18 protein-coding genes and 1 pseudogene are annotated in these 22,522 nt (G+C 34.1%); 7 read left to right on the forward strand and 12 right to left on the reverse strand.

Translation table 11 applies throughout. The annotated features are described in order from the left end of the window. Positions 1–293: 293 nt before the first annotated feature. Positions 294–515, reverse strand: coding sequence for a hypothetical protein (locus tag F1Z66_RS06555; RefSeq protein ID WP_149862813.1), 222 nt, complete (start codon positions 513–515; stop codon positions 294–296). 546 nt (positions 516–1,061) lie between these two features. Between F1Z66_RS06555 and F1Z66_RS06560 the strand changes: the two genes are divergently transcribed. Then, positions 1,062–1,268, forward strand: a complete 207-nt coding sequence (locus F1Z66_RS06560) for a hypothetical protein (RefSeq protein ID WP_149862814.1) — start codon at positions 1,062–1,064, stop codon at positions 1,266–1,268. Positions 1,269–1,421: 153 nt separating this feature from the next. Here the strand turns inward: F1Z66_RS06560 and F1Z66_RS06565 are convergent, their stop codons facing one another. The 5 genes and pseudogenes from F1Z66_RS06565 to F1Z66_RS06585 all read right to left on the reverse strand — a co-directional run bounded on the left by F1Z66_RS06565 (position 1,422) and on the right by F1Z66_RS06585 (position 10,547). Continuing rightward, a complete protein-coding gene (locus tag F1Z66_RS06565; protein WP_149862815.1) occupies positions 1,422–4,205 on the reverse strand; it encodes a M1 family metallopeptidase in 2,784 nt (927 codons plus the stop codon). Positions 4,206–4,777: 572 nt separating this feature from the next. Continuing rightward, positions 4,778–5,620, reverse strand: coding sequence for a hypothetical protein (locus F1Z66_RS06570; RefSeq protein ID WP_149862816.1), 843 nt, complete (start codon positions 5,618–5,620; stop codon positions 4,778–4,780). Positions 5,621–6,273: 653 nt separating this feature from the next. After that, positions 6,274–7,971 carry a ZIP family metal transporter gene (locus F1Z66_RS06575; RefSeq protein WP_201448500.1) on the reverse strand — a complete coding sequence of 566 codons (1,698 nt, stop codon included), beginning with the start codon at positions 7,969–7,971 and terminating at the stop codon, positions 6,274–6,276. 364 nt (positions 7,972–8,335) lie between these two features. After that, a pseudogene (locus F1Z66_RS06580) lies at positions 8,336–9,310 on the reverse strand (multicopper oxidase domain-containing protein); the annotation flags it as partial. A 304-nt stretch (positions 9,311–9,614) separates the two neighbouring features. Beyond that, entirely contained in the window at positions 9,615–10,547 is a 933-nt protein-coding gene (locus tag F1Z66_RS06585) for a hypothetical protein (protein ID WP_149862817.1), read from the reverse strand. A gap of 235 nt (positions 10,548–10,782) precedes the next feature. Between F1Z66_RS06585 and F1Z66_RS06590 the strand changes: the two genes are divergently transcribed. Next, positions 10,783–11,457 (forward strand): helix-turn-helix transcriptional regulator, encoded by a 675-nt coding sequence (locus F1Z66_RS06590; protein ID WP_149862818.1) that lies wholly within the window; start codon positions 10,783–10,785, stop codon positions 11,455–11,457. Between the two features lie 98 nt (positions 11,458–11,555). Beyond that, positions 11,556–12,197, forward strand: coding sequence for an NADPH-dependent FMN reductase (locus F1Z66_RS06595; protein WP_149862819.1), 642 nt, complete (start codon positions 11,556–11,558; stop codon positions 12,195–12,197). A gap of 161 nt (positions 12,198–12,358) precedes the next feature. On the opposite strand, the gene F1Z66_RS06600 is transcribed toward F1Z66_RS06595, so the two are convergent. Beyond that, positions 12,359–13,324: a bile acid:sodium symporter family protein gene (locus F1Z66_RS06600; RefSeq protein ID WP_149862820.1), complete on the reverse strand. Its 966-nt coding sequence runs from the start codon at positions 13,322–13,324 to the stop codon at positions 12,359–12,361. 267 nt (positions 13,325–13,591) lie between these two features. Beyond that, positions 13,592–13,948 carry an aminoacyl-tRNA hydrolase gene (gene pth2, locus F1Z66_RS06605; RefSeq protein WP_201448495.1) on the reverse strand — a complete coding sequence of 119 codons (357 nt, stop codon included), beginning with the start codon at positions 13,946–13,948 and terminating at the stop codon, positions 13,592–13,594. Positions 13,949–14,175: 227 nt separating this feature from the next. Between pth2 and F1Z66_RS06610 the strand changes: the two genes are divergently transcribed. Further along, positions 14,176–14,649 carry a universal stress protein gene (locus F1Z66_RS06610; protein ID WP_149862821.1) on the forward strand — a complete coding sequence of 158 codons (474 nt, stop codon included), beginning with the start codon at positions 14,176–14,178 and terminating at the stop codon, positions 14,647–14,649. Between the two features lie 354 nt (positions 14,650–15,003). Here the strand turns inward: F1Z66_RS06610 and F1Z66_RS06615 are convergent, their stop codons facing one another. Continuing rightward, positions 15,004–15,924, reverse strand: coding sequence for a DUF421 domain-containing protein (locus tag F1Z66_RS06615; RefSeq protein WP_149862822.1), 921 nt, complete (start codon positions 15,922–15,924; stop codon positions 15,004–15,006). A gap of 249 nt (positions 15,925–16,173) precedes the next feature. Between F1Z66_RS06615 and F1Z66_RS06620 the strand changes: the two genes are divergently transcribed. Together F1Z66_RS06620 and F1Z66_RS06625 are read left to right on the forward strand one after the other, a co-directional pair. Next, positions 16,174–18,012, forward strand: coding sequence for an ATP-binding protein (locus F1Z66_RS06620; RefSeq protein ID WP_149862823.1), 1,839 nt, complete (start codon positions 16,174–16,176; stop codon positions 18,010–18,012). Between the two features lie 85 nt (positions 18,013–18,097). Next, a complete protein-coding gene (locus tag F1Z66_RS06625) occupies positions 18,098–18,964 on the forward strand; it encodes a metallophosphoesterase family protein (RefSeq protein WP_149862918.1) in 867 nt (288 codons plus the stop codon). A gap of 41 nt (positions 18,965–19,005) precedes the next feature. On the opposite strand, the gene F1Z66_RS06630 is transcribed toward F1Z66_RS06625, so the two are convergent. From F1Z66_RS06630 to F1Z66_RS06640, 3 genes are all read right to left on the reverse strand, one after another. Further along, positions 19,006–19,323 (reverse strand): cupin domain-containing protein, encoded by a 318-nt coding sequence (locus F1Z66_RS06630; RefSeq protein WP_149862824.1) that lies wholly within the window; start codon positions 19,321–19,323, stop codon positions 19,006–19,008. A gap of 341 nt (positions 19,324–19,664) precedes the next feature. Further along, positions 19,665–20,213 (reverse strand): hypothetical protein, encoded by a 549-nt coding sequence (locus F1Z66_RS06635; protein WP_195907495.1) that lies wholly within the window; start codon positions 20,211–20,213, stop codon positions 19,665–19,667. A 139-nt stretch (positions 20,214–20,352) separates the two neighbouring features. After that, positions 20,353–21,279, reverse strand: coding sequence for a dienelactone hydrolase family protein (locus F1Z66_RS06640; RefSeq protein ID WP_149862826.1), 927 nt, complete (start codon positions 21,277–21,279; stop codon positions 20,353–20,355). 286 nt (positions 21,280–21,565) lie between these two features. Here F1Z66_RS06640 and F1Z66_RS06645 point away from each other — a divergent pair, with 286 nt between their 5' ends. After that, on the forward strand, positions 21,566–22,516 hold the full coding sequence (locus tag F1Z66_RS06645; RefSeq protein WP_159357333.1) for a TIGR03619 family F420-dependent LLM class oxidoreductase: 951 nt from the start codon (positions 21,566–21,568) through the stop codon (positions 22,514–22,516). The last annotated feature ends 6 nt before the right edge of the window (positions 22,517–22,522 follow it).

Genomic DNA, 22,522 nt, shown 5'->3' on the forward strand with positions numbered 1-22,522 from the left:
GGTGGAAACTGTGAATCCTGGAGGGGGAATATACACCCATCTTACCGCATCTAACAATTAATAGTCGTTAGTTAAGGAATATGCATAAAAAATAGATGATACTTATTGGGACAAAACATGGCTTTGAGGTCTAAATCAAGTGTGATAGAACTACTTTTTCTGTCATAGAAACCTTGATGATAGTAATCGATATCAGAGATGTTTCTTGTATGACCTTCAGCTGAAAACTCGTTAAATGATCTATTCCACTTTTTTGGAGTATCATTCCATTTTATTTCCACCTGATAATCTGTTCATTGGTACCCATTGTCATTGTTAAAATCCAAGTTTACTAGTATTCGGTAGTAGACCTGTCCTGTGTTTGAAAGCCCATCTGCTTTGAATAAATCTGAAATTGAATCAAGCCAAAAAATGGAGTTTAGGTGTCTTCCATCTGAAATATAATTGACGGATTTAATGTCTGTGAATGATGGACCTTTGATACTTTGTTCGAAATTGGTATCTCCAGTAACCATGTCTACCCAATCGAATTTACCGCCCCTATTCTCCTAACCTTGAAAATTTGGAGAATATTGAGAAAAGACATTATCACTAAAGGAAAAACCCAGAGCTATTAATATGGTTAAAACTAAACATGATAACAGCAAATAATTCGGGTGTAAAACCATATGAAGTGGGTATTTCATAATTACTTGAATACAATTGCTATTTAATTTGTTTTATTGGATTTAGGATATTTTTGCATATGATCTGAACTACATTCCTTTAAATAAATATCTCGACTAATATAGTGCTTGATCACTATGGCTAACTTCGATATTTTCTACTCGCGGCCTTCATATTCGATATGACTTTGGGTTTATTTACTTCTACGCAGGTTGGAATGTCATTCTTAAATCCTGATATTGAAAATCTACAATCACTTCCTAACACCACATCGGTATCTAATCTGACAGAGTAGGTGTACAATTAAATCGTTTCAAAAAAACTGACAAATTTTTTATTTTTTTGAATAAATTTATTCTAGAATACCATTGATGTGCAGACGATAAAGTCATGCAATGTTGATATCTGATGTCATTATTCTTCAAGTAATGTATGATCTCAACATAAAAATAGAATTTCAAATTTTTCATGAGGACGACCTGGAGCAAAAGCTCAAAAAATTAGAAACGCAGATTAAAGAAGAACTTAAGAATTTTATGAATCAATTGGAATTTGGAAATGGAAAGGTAAATGAGTTCACAATAACTAAAAAAAGATTTTAGCATTGATTCGAAATAGAAACTAATAGAGAGTGATGATCACTTTCTTTCTACCTTCTGTATAATATCTTTATAACCGATCAATCCCTTATAGATCTCTAGGTCCATAAAATCAACTGGACCAATTAGAAGAGACAGTTCATTTTGCTCCAAAATCTATTTTTTTTCTTTATGATTTTCGTCCTTGTCTATCATTAATGGTTTTTTTGACCAATCTCCTATCCACTCCTTTATTGAATTAGCACATACTTCTGCCTGCCTTCTAACAAATCCGTCTATATCTGATTTGGCAATTTCCATCAAGGCCTCTAAAGTACCAAGAGTGGGAGCATCTGGTAAATCCAAAAACTTCGCGTTATCATCAGATAAGGCTTTGCAAGCATTTATCTTGATTCTTCTTCTATCACTTCTTAAAAGTTCTTTGAGTTTATCCAGTACTTTGATTTGAACCTGCTGCACATTCACGCTATTTTGATGCGTCTTGCTTCTCAAGAATTTTCCTAAACAGGTAATAGCTTTAGAAATAACAAAATAATCTTTAGATTCTTTTGTGCTTTCTAATAGAATCTTGATACATTTTAAATAAATTTCCTCATCTTTTTCTTCATTGAATTCTCTTATGCCTTCCAAAGCCCCGGTGGCAAAAACGCTTTGGAATGTATTTGAGGTCTCTACTATATCCATTAGTTGGGATATTATTTTCTTTTTTGTTTTGATAGGTACATGTGATGATTTAGCACTTTTTCCTATTGCTGTTGCGGCAGCCGACATTACAAAAATATTTTCACCTGTATCAGACACCAATAGTTCTTCTAGTAAATTGATTGATTCTGGTCTCTCAAAGTTGCCTATATTTTTGACAATTGCTCTTTTCACTTCCGGACGTAACCTTTGATACACCGATGTGTCTCTAAAAATTGATAACAGTGCCTGATATGCCATATTCGATTTATCAAAGTCATTTTTGTCGTAAAAAGATCCTAAAGTATTTGCAGCCTCGACACTCACTCCATAAAACGAGTCGTTGTATAACGTTTCTTTCAAAGCAAAAACGGTTTCTTCAGAGTATAAATCTCTCAAGAGTCTTGTTGCGTCTATCCTTTCTATTACTGTCTCACCATTTTTCACTTGAGAAGAAACTAGATCTTTAATTTTAAAATCGGTAGATTCATTTAAAACCTTGACACTTTTGATTTTCTTTAAGATTTTAAAACTGGGGTCTATAGAAATTGAACTGAATGTTGCTTCGGCCGGAAATTCAATTTTGGCTTCTGTATCAGTGCCATCCACTTCTATTATGTGCTGTTTCTGATTATTGCTTCCTTTTTCATCAGTATACCTGATTAAAAACTCTAAAGGAAATTTATAATGCAGTCTGTTATTCTCGTTTTCTATCCTGTCAGTTTTTTGGATAACCTTTATTTTTAGAGTCTTTACTTTAGATTCACTATTTTTATAATGATCCTCTAATTCCAATCCATATTCTACTGCTATTTCAGGATGACCAGATTTGAATACCCATTGATCGAAAAAAGAATGCAATTCAGCTCCAGCGACTTGTTCAAACACTTTCAATAAATCAAGTGTTTCAGCAGATCCCTGTTGATAGGTTTGTAAGTATTTTTTAACACTTTCTCTGAAATCTGTTTCGCCCAACTGCCTTCTAATCATGTGAACAATAATACTTGCCTTTTCATAGGAATGAGCATCAAAAAGGTCATCAGGATGTTTGTACAAATTTGTTACTATTGGTCTAATGTATTCATCTTCTGCCTCTTCAAAATAGATATCGGCATATTTGATGAGGTTAAAGTGAAATTCATCTTTTCCTCTTGATTTCTCCCAATATAGCAGTTCACAGTATGTAGCAAACCCTTCATTTAGCCAGATATGAGGCCAGTCTTTACAGGTAACCAGATTACCGAACCATTGATGTGCTAATTCGTGTATTATCAGTAATATGTCATTATGATAGTCTACAACTAAGCTATCATCATGAAAAACATTCCTTGTGATAGTAGTACAGCTTGTATTTTCCATTCCTCCAAATTCAAAGTTATCCACCGCAGTCTGAGCATATTTCTGGAAAGGATATGGAATTTCAAAGTAGTCTTCCAAAAATGAAATCATGCTAGGAGTTTCGACAAAAGTAAGCATTGGATCAAAATTTTTCTTAGTGTCTAAAGGCCAACAATAAGAAAGAGGCACTTTGTTATATTTAGACTCCATCACAGTAAATTTGCCAATTACAACTGAAACTAAATAAGCTGCCAGTGGGATTTTTTGAGAGTATTTCCATATTATTTTACCGTTTTCCTCTTTTTTTGATTCCAGTAAACCATTTGCAATTGCCAGATATTCGTTTGATGTTGTTATTTCCATTTCTAACGTAAACTTCATTTGAGGTGAATCCACGCAAGGAAACCAATAGCGTGCCTCTGTAGCCTCACCTTGCGTCCATGCTTGATATACCGCATTAAGCTCGTCAATATTGTTCTTGGATATGAAATGAAATCCATTTCTGGGGGTGACTATTTTCTCCTCCTCCAAAGTCTTGACATATCCTGCCGAATATATGATTGAAAGATCGATTAACTCTCCTTCTTTTATAAAGTCAGAAAAATCTATAACCAGTTTGCCTATTGATTGTTCTGCAAATCTTGAGATTCTATGGGTGGATGATTCAACCTTAATTATTTTTAATTCATAAATGTCTAAAACAATACTCGATATCCTTCGCAATGATATCATTTTGATGTTCTGTAAGCAATCGCGGAGTAACATATTGGAAAAGTCCGGATTAATTTTTAGTGTCATATGCTCAATTTTGAATGAATATATGTTTGAATAATGAAATTTACTTCCTGGTAGATTGAATTGTTTTATTGATCCAGACTTTGGTAGATCATCACTATTTTGTTTAACATAACTATATTTCATTTTTTTAAATGTCTAAATTCTCTGTCATCTCTAATCCAAGATAAGTCTATTGAAATGCACGGTCAAATTATGCCACATTTTTAGATTAAGATAGCGGTGCCGAAATAGATTGTTGAATTGAAAACCGTTTTCTCTCTGTCGTTATAGATTCAATTTACAAGGCACAGAAAATGATGAGATCTCTGAAAATTTATTTGTATCTTCGCGGCATGACTAAAGCAAGATATGTAGAACTAAATAAATTATTACAAAAAAATATTTCAAAAAAAGTGTGTTTTCCTGGGTCTCCAAGTAAACAGAAACTAATCATATCTATAAATATGATTAAAATTTTAACCTCTAGAGAAATTTAGACCTTGGTATCCTCATTTGCTTTTTCAGAAATTAATTGATAGAAGGTTTCTTGGAAAGATTAACCTGTGAGATGAGTTGTTAACCCTTCTTCAATAATATTTTTATTATTATTTTGATAGATTTTTTTATTCTAGGAATCTAATAAACAGGCAGGCACAAAGGTGTAAATTAATCTAGTAAATGACTAAAAAAAGAAACAGGGAAGGCAATAATTAAGTCTAGTTACTTTCACCCATACTCTTATTTTCATTACCCGTGAATTGATTTCTGAATTCGGAACCTATTCTTTTCGCTACAACCCTGTGGCTATCTAAATACTGTTGCAAAAACTCTATTGAAGTCTTGGCGGCTAGATGCATTTGGTCGCTTGCTTCTTTTTTCTTCATGTCTTCTTCAGAGTTACCATAGGGTCGCCAAAAATTAACTTGGTTCCAAAAATTCATAAAAATCATCTCTATTTTAAGTATATTTGATACCCCAAGTTGGACTCTTCTAGTGGGATCGTATAAAAAGTAAATACCGCATGTTAATACACCTACAATTCCAAATATTATTGCAGATGTAACTGAAACTGAACTACCAAACAGTCCAATTCCACTTAGAAAAGCAAAAGCAAAAAATACTATTCCAGTGACAAAAATTCCGTAGCCGATATAGGTAATTTTTTTTAAAACCTTTCTAGAGTCTTCAATACTTTGTTTAAAAATTGAAAAAACATAATCGTTAATCCTCTCTGGGGATTCACCTTCTTTGTTGATCTGTTCTGATTTATTTTTCACCCTATTTTGTACTTGACTCTTTTTATCTGAGTCATTTTCACTAATTGAAATTTGAGGGCCATTTTCTTTCTTAGGTTCTACTGTTTCAATTTTCTTTTCTGAACCCTTCTCAATTTTGTATTTTTCAAAGTCTCTAAGAAGGTGTTCTGCTTTGATCCTTTCTCTAACGTCAGCAATATCTAATTCATCGGCTTGATTGTCAAAATCGCCCAACCACTTCCTCCTAAAATTATCGTCAAAAATTGCCCGCCCAAGTGCCTTTTCCAGATTCTCACTAGCCACTCCAAATTCTCCTTTCTGTAGAAAGTGAATCTATCTTTATAACTCTAATGAAATGTTTTAGACATCAATTACTGCTGACTTTGATAATTGTAAATGCAATCTGCAGTAATTGGGTCGGGTAGAAGATTTGTTATTAGTGATTGACAATAAAATATTGTAGTTTTAATGTCAAATTTTAGAATGAAATACATACAGTCAATCAAGACTGATATCCAAATTCACCTGTTATATCATATCAATTATTGGCATGCTGAATAATTAATTACCCCATAATTTAGTCGTAATTTTTTTAGGTTCACTATCGCCCAACTCTATTGGTTTTGATTCCTGTAATGATCAAAATTTTTTTTGTATAGTATAAGACATTCCAATTAACTTCTAACGTCAATAATAATAAAATAATAATAATAATAATAATGGTGTTTATTTTTACCATGTTTTAGAGCTGTACAGGACTGTATAGACTTAACCTTGATAACTAAACTTTAAAACACCTTTCTATTTTTATTTTAATATATTATCCTCCACACTCCAGGAATTTTCCCTCAAGAACCGGCTATGATTTATGAACCATAATTTTAGAGAGGTGATATTGAAATATTTGTCACAAAATAGAAAGGGGACAGTATCTAAACAGAATATTTGATATTTCTCTATACAAATAAACCTGTAAGATACATGATGAGCATACCCGCAATGAATCCAATGACAATTGAGATGCCAGATTTTGGTTCCTCTGGTTCTACCACGGGCGTTGATTTGACTATTTGCCTGTTATTATCTGATTTGTTATAATTAACAGTTACAGTTTGCTCACTTTCATTTTGCCTAAAGGACTTTAACATCCACATTACCAATGAATAAACTACCTGAAATATTGCTCCTGCTCCGATAGACAAGAAAATAACTGATGCCATTGGAGAATATACAAACCCTCCAATCCAAGTTCCAAGTACAGTGGGAACACCAGCTATCAGTCCCATTATTAGTAGTCTCTTTATCATTAATCTTCCTGTTTTAGCCAACGGTGCTACAATTGCCAAACCTTCTGTTGTGTTATGAATAGTAAAACCAATTATTAGAAAAGTACTCAAAGCAATCTCACCCAATAATACCGCAGCTCCGATAGCAAGCCCTTCACCAAAATTGTGGAACCCAATCCCTATTGCTACCATTAAAGAAATGGCCAAAGGTTTGATAATTTCTTTATTTTTGATTTGCTGGAGTGACTGAGAAGAATCACTCGTATTGTTATTTATTTCAGTTCTTTTAATTGTGTGCTTTTGTTTATCAGTAGATTTATCTAAATTGGCTATTGACTGCTGGGATGGTGGTAGATATGATTTCCCTTGAATTTTTTTTGAAGCCTTTTCTGAGTCAGGTATATTCACAGATATTAGGGAACTTTTGTACTCGGCCCTTTTAACAAAATATTCAGACATAAAGTATAATCCTAAGAATGTGGAAATTACAATGACCGGTACCAATATTTGACCATTGAATACTTTAGCTAAATTACCTGCTGCTATTTCATTGCTTTCTAAAATGGCGTCAATTCCTAGAAATACCAGCAGACCTGCGGTCAGGCTAAGGAAAAAGTTATACTGGTTCTTTGTGATTTTTCTCATAAAAGGATACCAAGCCAACCCAATGAGAATTGGTACCACTCCTACAAATATTCCCAAAATTGCAAATATGATTATTTGGTTTGAATTGGGGACAGGTGCTGGAGCCGCCGCTTCAACCGTATTACTAAACCTTGTTCCATCCGATGTGGTAATCCCTACTTCATATGGTTCTGCAGTATTCCACAGGAAAGGAATTATAACTTTGGCTTCGCCAAGTCGAGGAATGACCTGTGATGGTTCAATCGCTGCAGATTGAATTCTGTCATTAACATCGGCCTGAGAGATTGTAACTTCTTCTGGGCCGGTGTTTCGGATAAAGGCTACAATTTGGTTTTCATGAAATTCTATCTTCTCGATAGTGACCTCGGGGAGCGGTGTACCGCTTGTAATTAAATTCTGGCCGTATGGACTGGTAAGAAAATATATCATCCCCGATAAAACTAGTAATGGTATCACTGCCAAACCAATGGAAAACAATTTGCTTCTTTTTTTACTGCCCGCTTTTTTGTTCATCATTTTAGTTCCAGGTTTGGTTTCGGATTCATTGTTGGATTCAGTCTGACTAAAATCATCTTTGTAATCATCATTCCCATCGTTTTCTGACATGGTTATTTTTTTTGAAATTGGTATCTTGTTATTAACAAACTCCAGTTTGTCGTTGGGAGGAATATTACTATTATTAGTCATCTCTGACTTTTTCTCTTCTTTATTATTCTCTTTCATTTTCTCTTTCCTTATCCTACTTGTTGGTTTTTTTATTGCACTATTTTTGCCCTGTTTCTACAACTTGTCTTGGAGTACTATCTAGATTTTTAGAACCATTACTAAGAGATTGCAAAGTAGATAAACTACTTTGGTTTTCAAATGCGTTTTCTCCAACGGCAGTATTTGACCTTATTTCATATGCAGAAGAATTTGTGATTACATAGTCGTTAACATGGGAGTTATTTTCATGGTTTATTTGAATTTGATTATTATTGCCTTGGAAAAGTGTAGCATTGTTTCTAATATTGCTACTGGATGATGTGTTATCAAATTTTATGGTTGGATTGGCGTCCATTTGTTTAATATCCTTGTTGTCCAATACATCCGAAACGTGGAAAATACCCATCCAGCCCTTTTCTGAAAATTCTGTCTTATGGGCATGGAACATGTAATTTCCAGGGAATTTATATTTGAATTCTAATATACCTCTTTCTCCCTGGCTCATAGTTACCATGTCATTAAGCTCAACAGGTATCTTGCTTGTTCCTGCTGGGAAGTAATTAAACATGTTTGCATGTAAATGAAAGTTATTAATTGGGTCAAATTCCAGCATGTTCACCAAATAAATTCTAACAAGTTCGTTCTTTTGAACTTGTATCGGGTTGTGCATGTAATAATAGGGTATTCCGTTAACTGTGTAAAAGTTATTTTCTGCATCAAAATCCGTATCATAACCATTCATTACCATTACCATCTCATCCGCTGGAGGTCTTGGGACCTTTGGGTCTATTATCATCACTCCGTATAATCCATGGGCAATGTGTTCTTCCAATGGAGTCATATGACAGTGGTATGGATAGACACCATAAGGCTCAGCAGTAAACTCGTAGGTAAATTTGCCCTTGGGACCTATCATGTCAAATACTCCGTCCATTTCTGCGGGATGTATGCCGTGTGTGTGCAGGGAATGAGGTTTTGAGCCATTATTAATAAAATTGATTTTAATCTTATCACCTTCACTAGCCCTAATCGTGGGTCCAGGAATGGTTCCATTAAACGTCCATACATTGTAAAAGACACCTGGAGATACTTCTTTTATTTCTGAATCTGACGCAATAATGGTAAACTCTCTCATTGTGGTGCCGTTTGGCAGTACTGTCACATGTCCGTAATTAAATTCTCGAAGATACTTCATCGGGTCTATAACAGCATTTTTGGAATCACCGGGTATTGTAATCGGATCAAGTACGTCTCCACTTGTACGAAATACTGGATAACCTGGTGTATGAGTTCCAATCAAATTGGTTCTGGGATTGGCGTCCTTAGCCTGAGTGTTTATCGCAGCGTTAAAAGGCATTATGTTATACCATGACGATACTATTACAACAACAGTAATAATTGAAATAACTACGATAATAGGCCAAATAAGTGACCTTTTAAGTTGCACAATCTATATTACTTAACCAAATTAATAAATGTTAGCCTAGGTTAAATTATTGAGAATCGACTATCTTTTTGCATTAATCTCTTTTTGGAAAATTTTTTGGTTTTTTGTATTAATAATTAATATGAAAAAAGAAAGGTCTTTTATATTCTGATTTAGGTATACAACAAATTCGCACTAGAATCAGCCTAATTCTCTTTGAATTCTACTCAAAATACTATGGTGCCTCAATCTCTCTTATACTCAGATCCTTAAAATCAAAAGCGAGATTGTCGGCTCTAAAAGTAGCAATGGGGCCACCATTGGTGATAATGTAATCTTTGCTCTTGCCACAATTAGCGCTATTAAATTCCTTGTCTGAACCGTTTGCAAACCATCCCCCGGTGTCTACCACTTCATTTACCTTTCTCCACTGATTTGTGTTATTATCATCAATGTAAGTTTCCATCTTAACACCTGTATCATTGTTGATGTTGTACATAGCTACTTTAAACCCAATCCACCTGCCTAGCAGTGGATCTTGTGTGGCTATTGCTGAGCCTTTAGAGTCTGTATATCCTCCGGTATGCCAGATCTCTTTTTTCCATAATGCTTCTCTGTTTAATACCTGTAATCCACCATTTAAGGCAGTTCCATCACAAGGGTTATTGCTGCTGTGCTCTCCTCCCCTCGCTCTAAAGGTAATCTCTGGAATGACTGAGTTTTCGTTTTCACTTCCCTCGCCTCCAGCACCAGAGCCCTGATTAGACTGATATATTGATCTTATCTTGATATATCCTGTCATCTCTATGTTCTTCCAAGGCTGCTGACCGTCTGGAGTTACAACGTTCATTCTCACTTGGGTATTATTTATCAACCAAGCTTTGTTATCTAACGCGCTTCTGAGGATAGGTACATTTGAACTAATGGAAAAAGAGTCATCTTCCTTGGGATTTTGCATATTTACAAACCACTCTCTACCATTCTCTTTGGTAGGGTAAATTTCGTTGACACCAAAAATATCTGTGCCTTCAGGTGTCACGACCTGTTGAGGCTGTGAAGGCGGCGCATTTTGTTGAATTAGTGAAAATTGAAAATAATAATAAACCAAAATAATTGTTATGATAGTCAAACCAATAACAACTGCCAATTGAGGTTTTGTTATGTTCAACTTAATATGCAATTCTTAAATGCCATTTTTAAACCTTCATTGAAATGGCGGAATTTCAATGCCTAAAGCAATAGCACAAAAATAAATTCACTTTTTTTTCTTTAAAATTTAATTTTTTTGTTATTAATTTGTCATACTTTATCATGTTATAAGCTTAATGAAAGTTATAGCTTTTAGTTAATAAACTCTAAAGTTTATAAATTATATATATATTAAGCATACCTCTTTACATTGCTTGTCAAAAACATATCATGATACGTCTGAAAACCAACTAAGAAAGTCAGATCCCAAAAGGAAAATACTTTACTATCTTAAAATTATGGGTAAAGCTGGGCTAGTAGATATATCAAAGATGCTGAAGATTTCTAGAATGGGTGCCCATAAACACTTGGCCGAGCTACAGGATAGGGGACTGGTTGAAAGCACGCAAGTCAATAAGGGGGTAGGGCGACCTATCATGGTTTATTCGTTGACCGATAATTCTAGGACAATTTTTCCCAAAGCCTATGGGGAAATTGCCTCTCACGCTTTGGATTATTTGTCAAAAAAATTAGGCAATGAGGCAGTAGAGGAAGTCCTCCGGACTAGGCAACGTGAGCTTTTTGACAAGTATTACGATCGTCTCAAGGATCTAAAATTTAATCTTAGAGTAAAAGAACTAGCTAAAATTAGAGATGAAGAGGGCTATATGGCCGAATCCAAGCGAGAACGTCTGAATGATTCTTTTGTACTGTTAGAATACAATTGTCCAATTATTCAGATAGCTGAAAAGCACTGGGAAGCTTGTACTATCGAAACTGATCTCTTTGAAAAAGTACTTGACGCTAAAATAGAAACCACACACCGTGCAGCAAAGGGTGATTCGGTTTGCCGATTTCATATTAGAAAAAATCTGACTGGTTTTTCGTAATTATTGTTGCTATTCACATTATACCATCATATCATTTTATAATTTATATAATTTGTAAACTATTATATTTATAAATTATAAATGATATCTATATACTTGTGAGTAGCAGTACATACAAGACATTCAATTCAAATGATAAAACTAGCTTTGCACTCCTTAGAGTATTGGGTGTTGGGTCGAGTATGAGAAAAGAGTCATTTGGGACCGAGACTTTGAGAATAGTCTTAGGTAAAGTCAAAGAAAACGGTGCTGAGACAAGATTGTTAAACCTCTTTGAAACACCATTGCCGATATATTCTTCATCGATAAATTCAGATAATCGGTTGATACGCCAAGTAAGCGACTTGGTAAATTGGGCCGACGCTTTCATACTTTCCACCCCTGATTATCATGGTTCAATGTCTGGATCATTGAAGAACTTTTTGGATTATTTTTGGTCTGAATTTGCTGGAAAAACTTTCGGATATATTTGTTCTTCACACGAGAAAGGACTAACTGTAATGGATCAGATTCGAACAGCGATAAGACAATGTTACGGATGGAGCTTGCCATACGGTCTATCAATTAACTCCGGAATAGACTTTGATGATCATAGAAAAATAGTAAATAAACAACTTGTTGGACGGATCAATAGTTTTGCAAGGGATTTGGTAGTATATGGTAAATTAATAAACACTCAGTTTAGAAACGATCTTAACTCCAAAGTTGAGAACTCATTTGCATACCACTATCGAAAATAAAAAGATTCTTTGGAACTTTTTTTTCCATAATTTAACATTGTTGTTGTCACCGTGTTGGCATTTCATTTTATCAAAGTAATTGAATCTTGTCTGAATAATTTTTTTTCTAATTCTTTTTAAATCAAACCATAAAAAAATGTTCTAAATTACAAGACAAACTTTTACATCACCTTGTGAAAATTTGATTTAGGTGGTATAATTTTTTTTAGGATTAGAATGCCCGCGTAGTATGGGACATTAAAAAATGCTGCTAGGGATGCAATTTCAGCTCCAAAAAAATGATGGGCAAACACAACGATAAGTATGTTGTTAATATAAGCCATAGAAATAATTGATGCCATGATTCCATCCTGTCTAAAACCTAACACTTTTCCTATTCCGAATCCTGCCAAAGCAAAAAAACCAAATAACCCAAATGTTAGCATGATGTTTTCAAAAGTTAAAACCGGGTTGGAGAAAAAATAACTCGAGTAAGTTGCAAATATAGATAGATTTATCAAAAAAATAAAAATAAGAGAATATATCTGCGAATTATTGCTAATATAATTGGCCATCCTAACCGTATATTTTTTTATTAACTGGCTTAGGAGAAGTGGGGTAATTAGTGCTACCATCAATAAGAATATCATGTCAAATATAGGGATTGCAAACTTGTCTTTAAAAAACAAAAATACAAACAATGGTAGAGTAAAGGGCACTACCAAAGAACTTGAGATTATCAAACCTACCACCACAGGTAGTTTTCCCCCAACAAAATTTACTACAAATGGGGAACCTAAACCAGTTGATATTCCAGATAATAAGAACACAGACAGCTTTACCTCGTCTGTAACTGGAGAAAAGCCGATTAATTGTATCACCGTCATCAATGCATATAGTCCACAGGGAATTGCTATTAGTTTGAATATCGTAAGAACAATCAGATGTGTCGGGTTAGCAAAAACCCTGTAAAGATCTTGCAGATTCATTTTTATCAAATTAAAAAGCAAAAGTAGGCCTAACCATAAGAGCAAATAGGGTTCAGTTACCAGTCCTATTTGAGGAAACAATATTCCCATCACAGTTGAAGTTGAAATTGCAAAAATAAGAAGATAGAATGCCCGATTCTTAACATTTGATTCATTCAATCAACTTTTCAGTCTCCCTTATTCAGATGTTTGTACGGGGTCAAACACTTTTGAGTCTGACAATTTTCCTATCGATTGCATTGTGACTATTAATTGCATTGTGATAATCAAACTGAAAAAGTGATTGTCCGTAGATTGTATTCGTTATATTATTAGTCAATTTTTTAGTAAAAGGCATTATTTACTAACTAACAATAAAAAAAGTATTGGCAAGTCAATAATAACAATATAATATTTACCTGCTATTATTCTCAGCTTTAATGTAATTCAAAGTAATTTTAGGTGTCCTGTGATTTTGTCTAATTTTGAAGAATAATCCGGTCCAAAACCACAACAGGTCATAGTATTTGGTTCAATCTGAGTTTTGCCTGCATCACGAATTACGGTGGTTATTATTCCATATGCTTGAGCTTTCTTTATAATGTCTATTAGTTCTCCCTCTGATTGAACTTTCAAAACCGCTTTTTTTTGGTTACCATAGTTAAACCAATTCCTTACCTGGTCTGGATGATCCCAAACAACAGAACTGCAAGCGTGACCCACCTGGCCTGCTATCTTGCCAACCCCCATTCCCAAGTCTTTTCTTACCACTATTACAAATTTTATATCGTCACCGCCGCCCAATAATCTAAAATTGGCTTAAAATAATATAAATGAATAAAAAAGGTGGAAATTCTCACAACTAATATTATTATCTTGTTCTCACGTACTCTTTTTATAATTTATTTTCTGAATGTCACTATCCTGATAAACTTTAGTATAAAACTCTATTTCTTTCAAAACAAATAGAAGCATTGAACAAAAATAATGGTTAACCTTTTATCCTTCCTTTTGTCTGATTCAATCAATAAATGAACAGTGGTAGTAATTCTAGCGTCAAAAGGTTTGGCAAGATTTTGATAGCAATTGATGGGTCGGAGCATTCATTTCAAGCCGCCGAATATGCACTTGATTTGGCCAAAAAGTTTGAAGCACAATTATTTGCAGTTACTGTGACTTATATTCCTGCATCGGAGAATTTATCTCACAAACAAGTATTAAGCAAATCATTGGTGGAGGATGGTAACAAGGATATGAAAAACTCTGAACAATGGTTTGATAATTTTGTACAAAAGGCGTCTGAATACAACGTCAATCTCAAAACAGAGTTGTTAAATTCAACCCGGCCAGTCGATTACGTGCTATTGGAGTTTGCCGAAGAAAACGGCATTGATCTAATAGTTATGGGAACTAAAGGTAGGACCGGTTTTAAAAAACTGTTATTAGGCAGTGTGGCATCTTCGGTATCAACTTACGCACACTGTCCTGTCTTGATAGTAAAATAGTATAAAAATAGTAAATTTGTTTATTTATTATACTATTGTTTAATTCAAATAAGGTCATTATTATTATTATTGTTACTCTTGTTAGACCAAAATTGACTTTGTATATGAATTATGTGTGAATCCGCTCGACTTTTGAAATTATAAGTTAGTATACTAGTTTACCCTAGGGACAGGCAGTGTTTACCAACTATAAGGCAGTTATACCTACTATGATTAATTTGTGCTAATTGATTTCCTATACCTAGTCTTGTAAAACATGTTTACAAATTGTTGTAATGGTTTGCTTAAGTGATTCTTTGTTAATCTTTCATGGCTTTTCTAAAATTCCAAACGCATTCGAATCCGGGGTGTTATCTAACAACCAGGTGGATTTGTATTTCTTTTTAAAATGAAACTAACTTGACCATTTGGCTCTAATCGAGCGAATTTTATCTCATCTACATTTTCGATTCCATTGAGTCTCATTTGTACTTCAAACTCCTCAAAATCCATCTTTGCTGCCTTTAAACCTCTTGCCTCGATTGAACCATATTCTACTAGGGTTATCGGTTTAGGTTCCATAGAATTACGAAACCTTTTACTTTTTAAAGTTAGATAATCAATAGCCTTAAAAAATACTACTACTATTATTACTGCAGCCATTGCCTGAGGAATTGATATTTCTTTATATATCATCGGGTCACCAATTGCAGAACCCAATCCAACAACAATCAATAGTCCAAAAGGTGACAACTGGCCAATGCCTTTTCCTCCAAGCCACTTTACTATTAGAAAGACTAGAGTTGCTATTATTGTAGTTCTTATTATTACCGATAGCACTGAAGATGCATCAGGAACAAATGCATTATTCAATAGACTAAGAGTCATTGTATTATTTTGCAGTAGTGGGTTTGCCTGAGGAATTTCTTCTTGATCAGACTGTTGAGCGTGTGCTTCAAAAGAATTCGAAATACTTTGCAAAGACAAATCGTCTGGAAATTTTGTTTCGTTGATTTCTGTAATTGAGGTAATAATATTATGATCCATTTTTGCATTGACAGGAATTACTGGCTTGGGGATTGCTGATGTACTGCTATCTATCTCTAATCTTAGGGATATTAGATTTTCATTGACTTGATATAAACAATAGGTGAATACTATTATGGTGACATTTAGTCCCATCACCATGGTAAATAATAGATTTTTGCTGACATTCACATTATTGGATAAATATCTGGTGTATGTTAATGTTAAGACTAGAGAAAATAATTCTATGGTTTTTTTGTCTGACGCCATACAAAAAAAATTCTAGTTAGATATTTGAAATCAAAATAAGAAAGAAATGTGAGCATATCGAATTCATTTCTCTTCACTTATTCTAATAGTGATAAAGACTAGTAGTGGGTTTGATGAGCAAACCAATTACATGCTTCTTGTCAAAAAAACCTGTCATTTTAGTCATTATGCTGTCTTAATGTTATTACATAAATTTTTTAACTAGTAAAACTTGCATTCATTTTAAGTTTTGTCATATATTAAATTATAATGACCAAACCCGACCCAATTGGCTTGACTTTTGTATCCAATAACTATGATAATTCTATGGATGAATTCTGGATGATTGTCAGTCCAGGTGTTTTACTCAGTCCTTTTGATTTTGTGAATGTGGAAAATATCAATGATACTATAACTATAGGCATTGTTAAGGAAATCAAAAGGGTAAGATTGAGTAACAAGAAATTATCAAGGGTTCTCAGACATTCTTCTCTTTCACAAAAACCAGATCATAAATCAAAAAAAATTTCGGGAGTTACAGTTGGAAGGATAGATGTAATTGCCACCTTTCCTACGGATGTATATAAAACAGGGAAATCTTCCAAGGAAATGGATCCAAAACTTGCTAGGAAAAGAGTAAAGGCTCCGATAGTAAACATGCCAGTTGAGGAAGGAAAGACTGTGTATTTTGCTAGCAGCGATGAGGTTAAAATTGCTTTAGGAATGCCTGAAATGGAACGGCCTATTCCTGCTGGGTTAATTACAATGACAAATGATATAAAAATACCAATCGATCTTGATGTTACTTACATTTTTGGTCCGGATACAACTCACGTTAACGCAACAGGCATATCAGGTAACATGAAAACTAGCTATCTTTTATTCTTATTGCAAGTAATACATCAGAAATTAATTGATGAAGGTATTTCCATTATCATCTTTAACACAAAAGAAAAGGATTTACTTTATTTGGATAAGGAAAGAGAAGGGGGACAAAACCATCATGATGATCAGTCTACATTTGATTTGATGGGTGTAGAATTTTCACCATTTAAGAATGTGTCTTATTTTTTACCCCGGGGTAAAGATGGAAAACCAAATTCTGCACGTGTTATAACGGATAAGAATGCAAGGACATATTCCTACGAATTATCAGATGTTTATGACCGGCTAGATTTATTGTTTTCTTCAGAGTCTTTAATGGATCAGTATCATAATTTATCTTCAATACTTAATTATATTTATGAAACTTGGCCCCAATTACCTCAAAAAAATAACACCCAGAAAAAAAAATCCAGTCAGTTTATGAATTGGAGTGATTTAATTGACTATGCTGATTACCCTGAAGAAATTATTACACACAAGTCCACCCTTTTAAAATTTCAGGGAATGCTACAGAGATTTTACAAACCAAGCACTCTATTTGTAGATAAAAAGATAACCAGTACTTATCTGGGCAGGGAGATCCGGAATATGAGTAGTAATCAAGTAATTGTAATTGATATCGCAATGTTGCCTACAATGGAAGAACAGGCATTTGTAGTTGGAGATGTGTTAAAAACAATAAACGAAATGTATTCTTTGGGAGTTAACAATAATGATACTGTATCCAGTAAGGAAGTCTTGACAAGCAATAATAGTCAATACGACAACAAAATGGAAATAGCAAGTAAAAAGATAAAAGAAAGTGGAAAAATTCACATCAACAAAAAACCAAAATATGTTGTAATACTGCTAGATGAGGTTAACAGATTCTTACCCCATAGAGATTTGGACGGAAATTCTTACAGTAATCATATTGGTAGTCGCTCTTCTGTTGGTGAGGAATTGTTCAAGACGATCCTTGCTGGAAGATCAAGACACTGTATTTTATTTACCGCACAGCAATTTAAAAGTCAGATAGACCCAATCATAAATGAAAATACTGGACTTCATATTTTGGCCAAACTTGGAAACTCTGAGTTGAGCACACGGCCATACAATATGGTTGATGACATGACAAAGTCGGTAATCAACAAGTTGCATAAGGGTGAATTCGTCTTGGTACACTCTGCCTTCAGACATCCAATTAAGATTACTATACCCAAACCCGCATTCAAAAAGCCCTAGTAAATTTTTACTATTTTATTGACTCTATAACTTGCTGTTGTTACACTGTAACTATTTATTCAAAGGTTTTTAGGATCTAGTAATGATGCGCATTATACAGATTTCAGATCTACATATAGGTGGTTTATTTAAACAAGACTCTTTTGATACTCTGGTTGATGAGGTAAATAATGATTTGAAACCCGATGTTTTAATAATTTCAGGTGATCTAACAGATGAAGGTGTATACTTTCAGTATGAAAAGGCCAAAAAAGAATTATCAAGATTTTTATCCAAAAATATGATTGTTTTTCCGGGGAATCATGATTACCGCCATACTGGTTACCTCTTATTTCCTCAGTTTTTTCCTGATATTGGAAAGTCTATCGACTCAAAGGTCCATACCTACCGACATCCTGAAAACTTGAATCTGAAAATTCTAATTACTACCGTGGGAACTGCGGTGGCCGATAGAGATGAAGGTGAGGTAGGAGAAAGCCAAAACCTTTGGCTAAATAGGGTGTTAAAAGAAGATAATAAAGTAGACGACAGGTCAATACCTGAAGGTTCCTCTTCAAAAAAAAACACTGTAAAAATTGTCGCAATGCATCATCATTTGATAGCAATACCTGATACAGGATATACAAATATTGTCGGAATCTCTGATGCTGGAGATGTCTTAAGAACATGTCTTGCAAACAACGTTGATCTCATCATATGTGGTCATAAACACAGACCTTGGCTCTGGGATTTTGGTCAGATGAAAATTGCATATGCAGGCACTGCCTGCTCTTGGAGATACAGGGGGGTTTTTGAGGATACCTATAATATCATTGATATTGAAAAGGATGGAGTTTTGAAAGTCGACATAAAAATTGTCGGAGGCGACCGGATGCCGCTCTCTGATGTAGTATCACGATATGATCCTGAAGTACGTGTTACTCGAATAGCCGACATGATGTCTCCAGATTAAATTTAAACTACAAAAATATTTTGGTTAATGTACGCTATTTACTATGATTTAAAAACGTACAACACTATTAATTCCTCTTTATTGTCGTGGAAATAGTGTTTTGTATTAGCTGGAACAAAAATACAAGAGCCCTTGTTTATGGTATGATCTTTATGGGATATCTTTATTTTTCCATTTCCAGCCACTACAAAATAAAATTCATCGACTGAGTGAGTGTCTTGGATATCCTTTTGTCCTGGAAATAATCTAAGCACACCTACTTCAAAACTCGCATTTCGCATAAAATCTATAAAATAATGAGATGATCCCATTTTGTCTAACCTTGATAGTATCGATTCCAAGTTCGAAATTTGTTCCATGTACGTCTTTTCTCAAACCATGATTAGTTTGTTGCTCCATCCTACCTATTTTTTTATTTCCGTACTAGTCATAATATCATTACCGAAGCTTCACGATTGAGTGAAGATGTAGAGTTGTCGATGAAAAATTACTTTCTCTTTTGCAGGTGTCTGTTCAATCCTCAATTGATCGAAGATTGCATTAGTTTTTTAAACACAATAAAAATATCAATATAATTTTTTTGCGACAACAAGTGATGTAATAATAGACAGTCCTTTGTTCTTTGTATGTTACCATCTGTATTATAAAAGGTTTATAAAGTAAAAGTAAAAGTAAAAAAGTAAATCCAGTTATATTTTTTTTAGCAACCAAAAGCTGATTTCAGTCTATCTATCAATTTTTCAAAATTTTTGCAAGAGCTGCTATCTAAAACAGCTACCTTTGATGAGATTACATCTTCATTAATACTAAGTTCCTTTAATGTATCAGAAACGCTAGTTGTTTGACAAAACAGGATTCCACTAATATAGCTAGTACTTTCATTTAATATTACAGAATGAGTAGATTGATTGTTAATTTGTGATTCGATATACACCAATGCTGGAGACTTTATTGGACACATAACTGATGCATAATGGGTCGAATCTTCCTGTTTTAAAGTATCATTGTAAGAGTGTTCAATAAAAGATAACTTTACATTTAAAGTTCCATTCAGCTGTACAGTGTTATTGTTGTAAACTTCAGATATGATGCCCTTGATAATTGGATTAAAAGTCAATGCATTCGTCATATCCTTCATTTCTATTCCAATAACATCGGGTAGAGGAATATTGCCTGATACTGGGATGAATGCTACAATAACTGCTAAAAATATGAATATAAATATGAATATTCGACAATGATTTTGCAAATGAAACAACTATTTTAGTCTCCTTCAAAGTTGATATGGTAGGTACTTTATATAATGAATGAATTTATTAATTTTGGAACCAAAAAAGCCCATTCATGACCATCTAACACAAAAGAAAAAAGCGGAGAAATTGATTGCATTATTTATTTTTAACGTATTGTTCTAGGAAGTTAACGGTCTTTTCCCATGCATCATTTAGTTCGGCTGGTGCAAAACCGCCGCCGGTTGGATTCGCAAATGCATGCCCTACATCTTCATAAATGTATATTTCGTTGGTAATATTATTTGCATTCAATGCCTGTTCAAACTTCTCAACTTCCGAAACCGGTATGGATTGATCCAAACCACCAAAGATGCCTAATACTGGCCAATCAATCTTGGATAGGGTTTTCTCGTCAGTTACCAGATTCCCATAATAAAGAACAGTAGCAGCCAACGGATCCTGTGTATCAGTGTTCAATGCAAGTTGAAGAGATTGTCCTCCTCCAAAACACCATCCTAAAGAGGCGACTTTGGTTTGATTAATATAATCTAAGGTTTTAAGATATTTTACAGCGGCAAGAAGATTCGAATTGGATTCGTTTTGATTGTCTCTTGCTTTATTGACTAATTCCATTGCTTCATTGGGATTACTTGCTACCTTTCCATTGTAAAGGTCAACTGCCAAGACCGCGTATCCTTCCTTTGCGAGTTCATTAGCCATGTTCTTTATATTTTCATTTAGTCCCCACCATTCATGAATTATTATTACTGCCGGCAACTTTTTATCTGAACTGTTGGTCTGAGTTTTATTTATTTCAGGGTATACTAAATATCCGGAAGTGTTCTTATAGTATTTCACATCTTCTTTGTGTAAAGGAACTGAAACATTAGACAGGCTTATTGTCCCATTTGGCAGCAGGATGTTTTCTGAAGCTTTGGTGTCATTATTGGAAATTCTGATTGTTTGAACGTTATTTTGTGCCATAACTGAGTTAACTGACGTAATTGTCGCAGCAAATATTAATATCGATAAAGCAGCAGGAATTAATAGTATGTATTTTTTACTTAGTATTGCGTTTTCCATAAATTCTATTTGACGTCAATATATTTAAAATATAAAGAAATCCTATCTGAGGACAAGGATGCCTTATAAGCTCACCAGATTTACAATTTGTATCTCTGATTGGAATTTAAAGACAATTTGTTTATCATGTCGTCTATCTACTGATTACATGATATTTGTAATTGTAGGGGGAATCATTTTTCTTTTCATTTTGAACAGGTACCTATGATTTTTTTTGAATTTTTGCATATAGACTAGAAATAATCTCACAAATGCTTTAATATTACAATTTTTACAGAAACTATCTGTGAAACTGGGCATCACACTACCACAGTCAGGCAAGAGTGCCACCAAAGAAAATATACTTAAAGTGGCTCAATCTGCTGAAAATTCTGGGATTGATTCACTTTGGGTGTTTGAAAGATTGCTGTGGCCACTAAAACCCCAAACGCCATATCCTGCATCCAAAGACGGCCTTCTCCCTGAAGAATACCAAGTGATTTATGATCCATTACAGACTTTAGGATTTGCTTCTGCCAAGACTTCAAAGATTCAGATTGGAACTTGTATACTAGATATTTTATTTCATAATCCGGTGATACTTGCGAAATCACTTGCTACATTGGATAATCTGTCAGATGGCAGATTGATTGCTGGGTTTGGGTTGGGCTGGATGAAGGATGAATTTCAAGCATCAAACATTCCGTTTGAAAAAAGGGGAAAAAGATATGATGAATTAATAGAATTAATTAAAAAAATGTGGTTAGAAGATATCGTCAGTTTTAGTGGCGTTTATTATAATTTACCTCCATCAAAAGTGGGTCCAAAACCTAAACAAAAGCCTTACATTCCTTTTTTTCTAGGTGGCTTTAGTCCACAATCTTTGTCTCGTATCATAAAAACTGATGCAAATGGGTGGTTAGGAGCTGCTGTTGGACAGCGCGATATCATAAAAAAAACTATAGAATCTATAAAATCAAAAGCATTGGAGGCCAATAAAAATCCCAAGAAATTTGAAATAATCTTATTAAGTTATCCCCAAATTGTAAAAGAAGATCTAGCTGATAATATGCCTGAACATGACCATCAAAGACAACTTATGCGAGGTTCTTTAGATCAGATTGGAAGTGACATACAGTATCTAAAATCAGTCGGTGTGGATCACTTGATCACAAGCCTAACATTCGGTAATGGATCAAAAGATATAGAAAAAACTATGGATATGGCTAAGCAATTTCAGGAGTTTGCAAAAGCTTAATCATTA

It is taken from the genome of Candidatus Nitrosocosmicus agrestis (assembly GCF_008389435.1).
GTDB classification, from domain to species: domain Archaea; phylum Thermoproteota; class Nitrososphaeria; order Nitrososphaerales; family Nitrososphaeraceae; genus Nitrosocosmicus; species Nitrosocosmicus agrestis.

Coding starts and splice junctions, on each gene's coding strand:
- F1Z66_RS06555 (WP_149862813.1), bottom strand. CDS start 515: ATGGTTACTGGAGATACCAATTTCGAACAAAGTATCAAAGGTCCATCA.
- F1Z66_RS06560 (WP_149862814.1), top strand. CDS start 1,062: ATGTTGATATCTGATGTCATTATTCTTCAAGTAATGTATGATCTCAAC.
- F1Z66_RS06565 (WP_149862815.1), bottom strand. CDS start 4,205: ATGAAATATAGTTATGTTAAACAAAATAGTGATGATCTACCAAAGTCT.
- F1Z66_RS06575 (WP_201448500.1), bottom strand. CDS start 7,971: ATGAAAGAGAATAATAAAGAAGAGAAAAAGTCAGAGATGACTAATAAT.
- F1Z66_RS06610 (WP_149862821.1), top strand. CDS start 14,176: ATGAACAGTGGTAGTAATTCTAGCGTCAAAAGGTTTGGCAAGATTTTG.
- F1Z66_RS06615 (WP_149862822.1), bottom strand. CDS start 15,924: ATGGCGTCAGACAAAAAAACCATAGAATTATTTTCTCTAGTCTTAACA.
- F1Z66_RS06620 (WP_149862823.1), top strand. CDS start 16,174: ATGACCAAACCCGACCCAATTGGCTTGACTTTTGTATCCAATAACTAT.
- F1Z66_RS06625 (WP_149862918.1), top strand. CDS start 18,098: ATGCGCATTATACAGATTTCAGATCTACATATAGGTGGTTTATTTAAA.
- F1Z66_RS06630 (WP_149862824.1), bottom strand. CDS start 19,323: ATGGAACAAATTTCGAACTTGGAATCGATACTATCAAGGTTAGACAAA.
- F1Z66_RS06640 (WP_149862826.1), bottom strand. CDS start 21,279: ATGGAAAACGCAATACTAAGTAAAAAATACATACTATTAATTCCTGCT.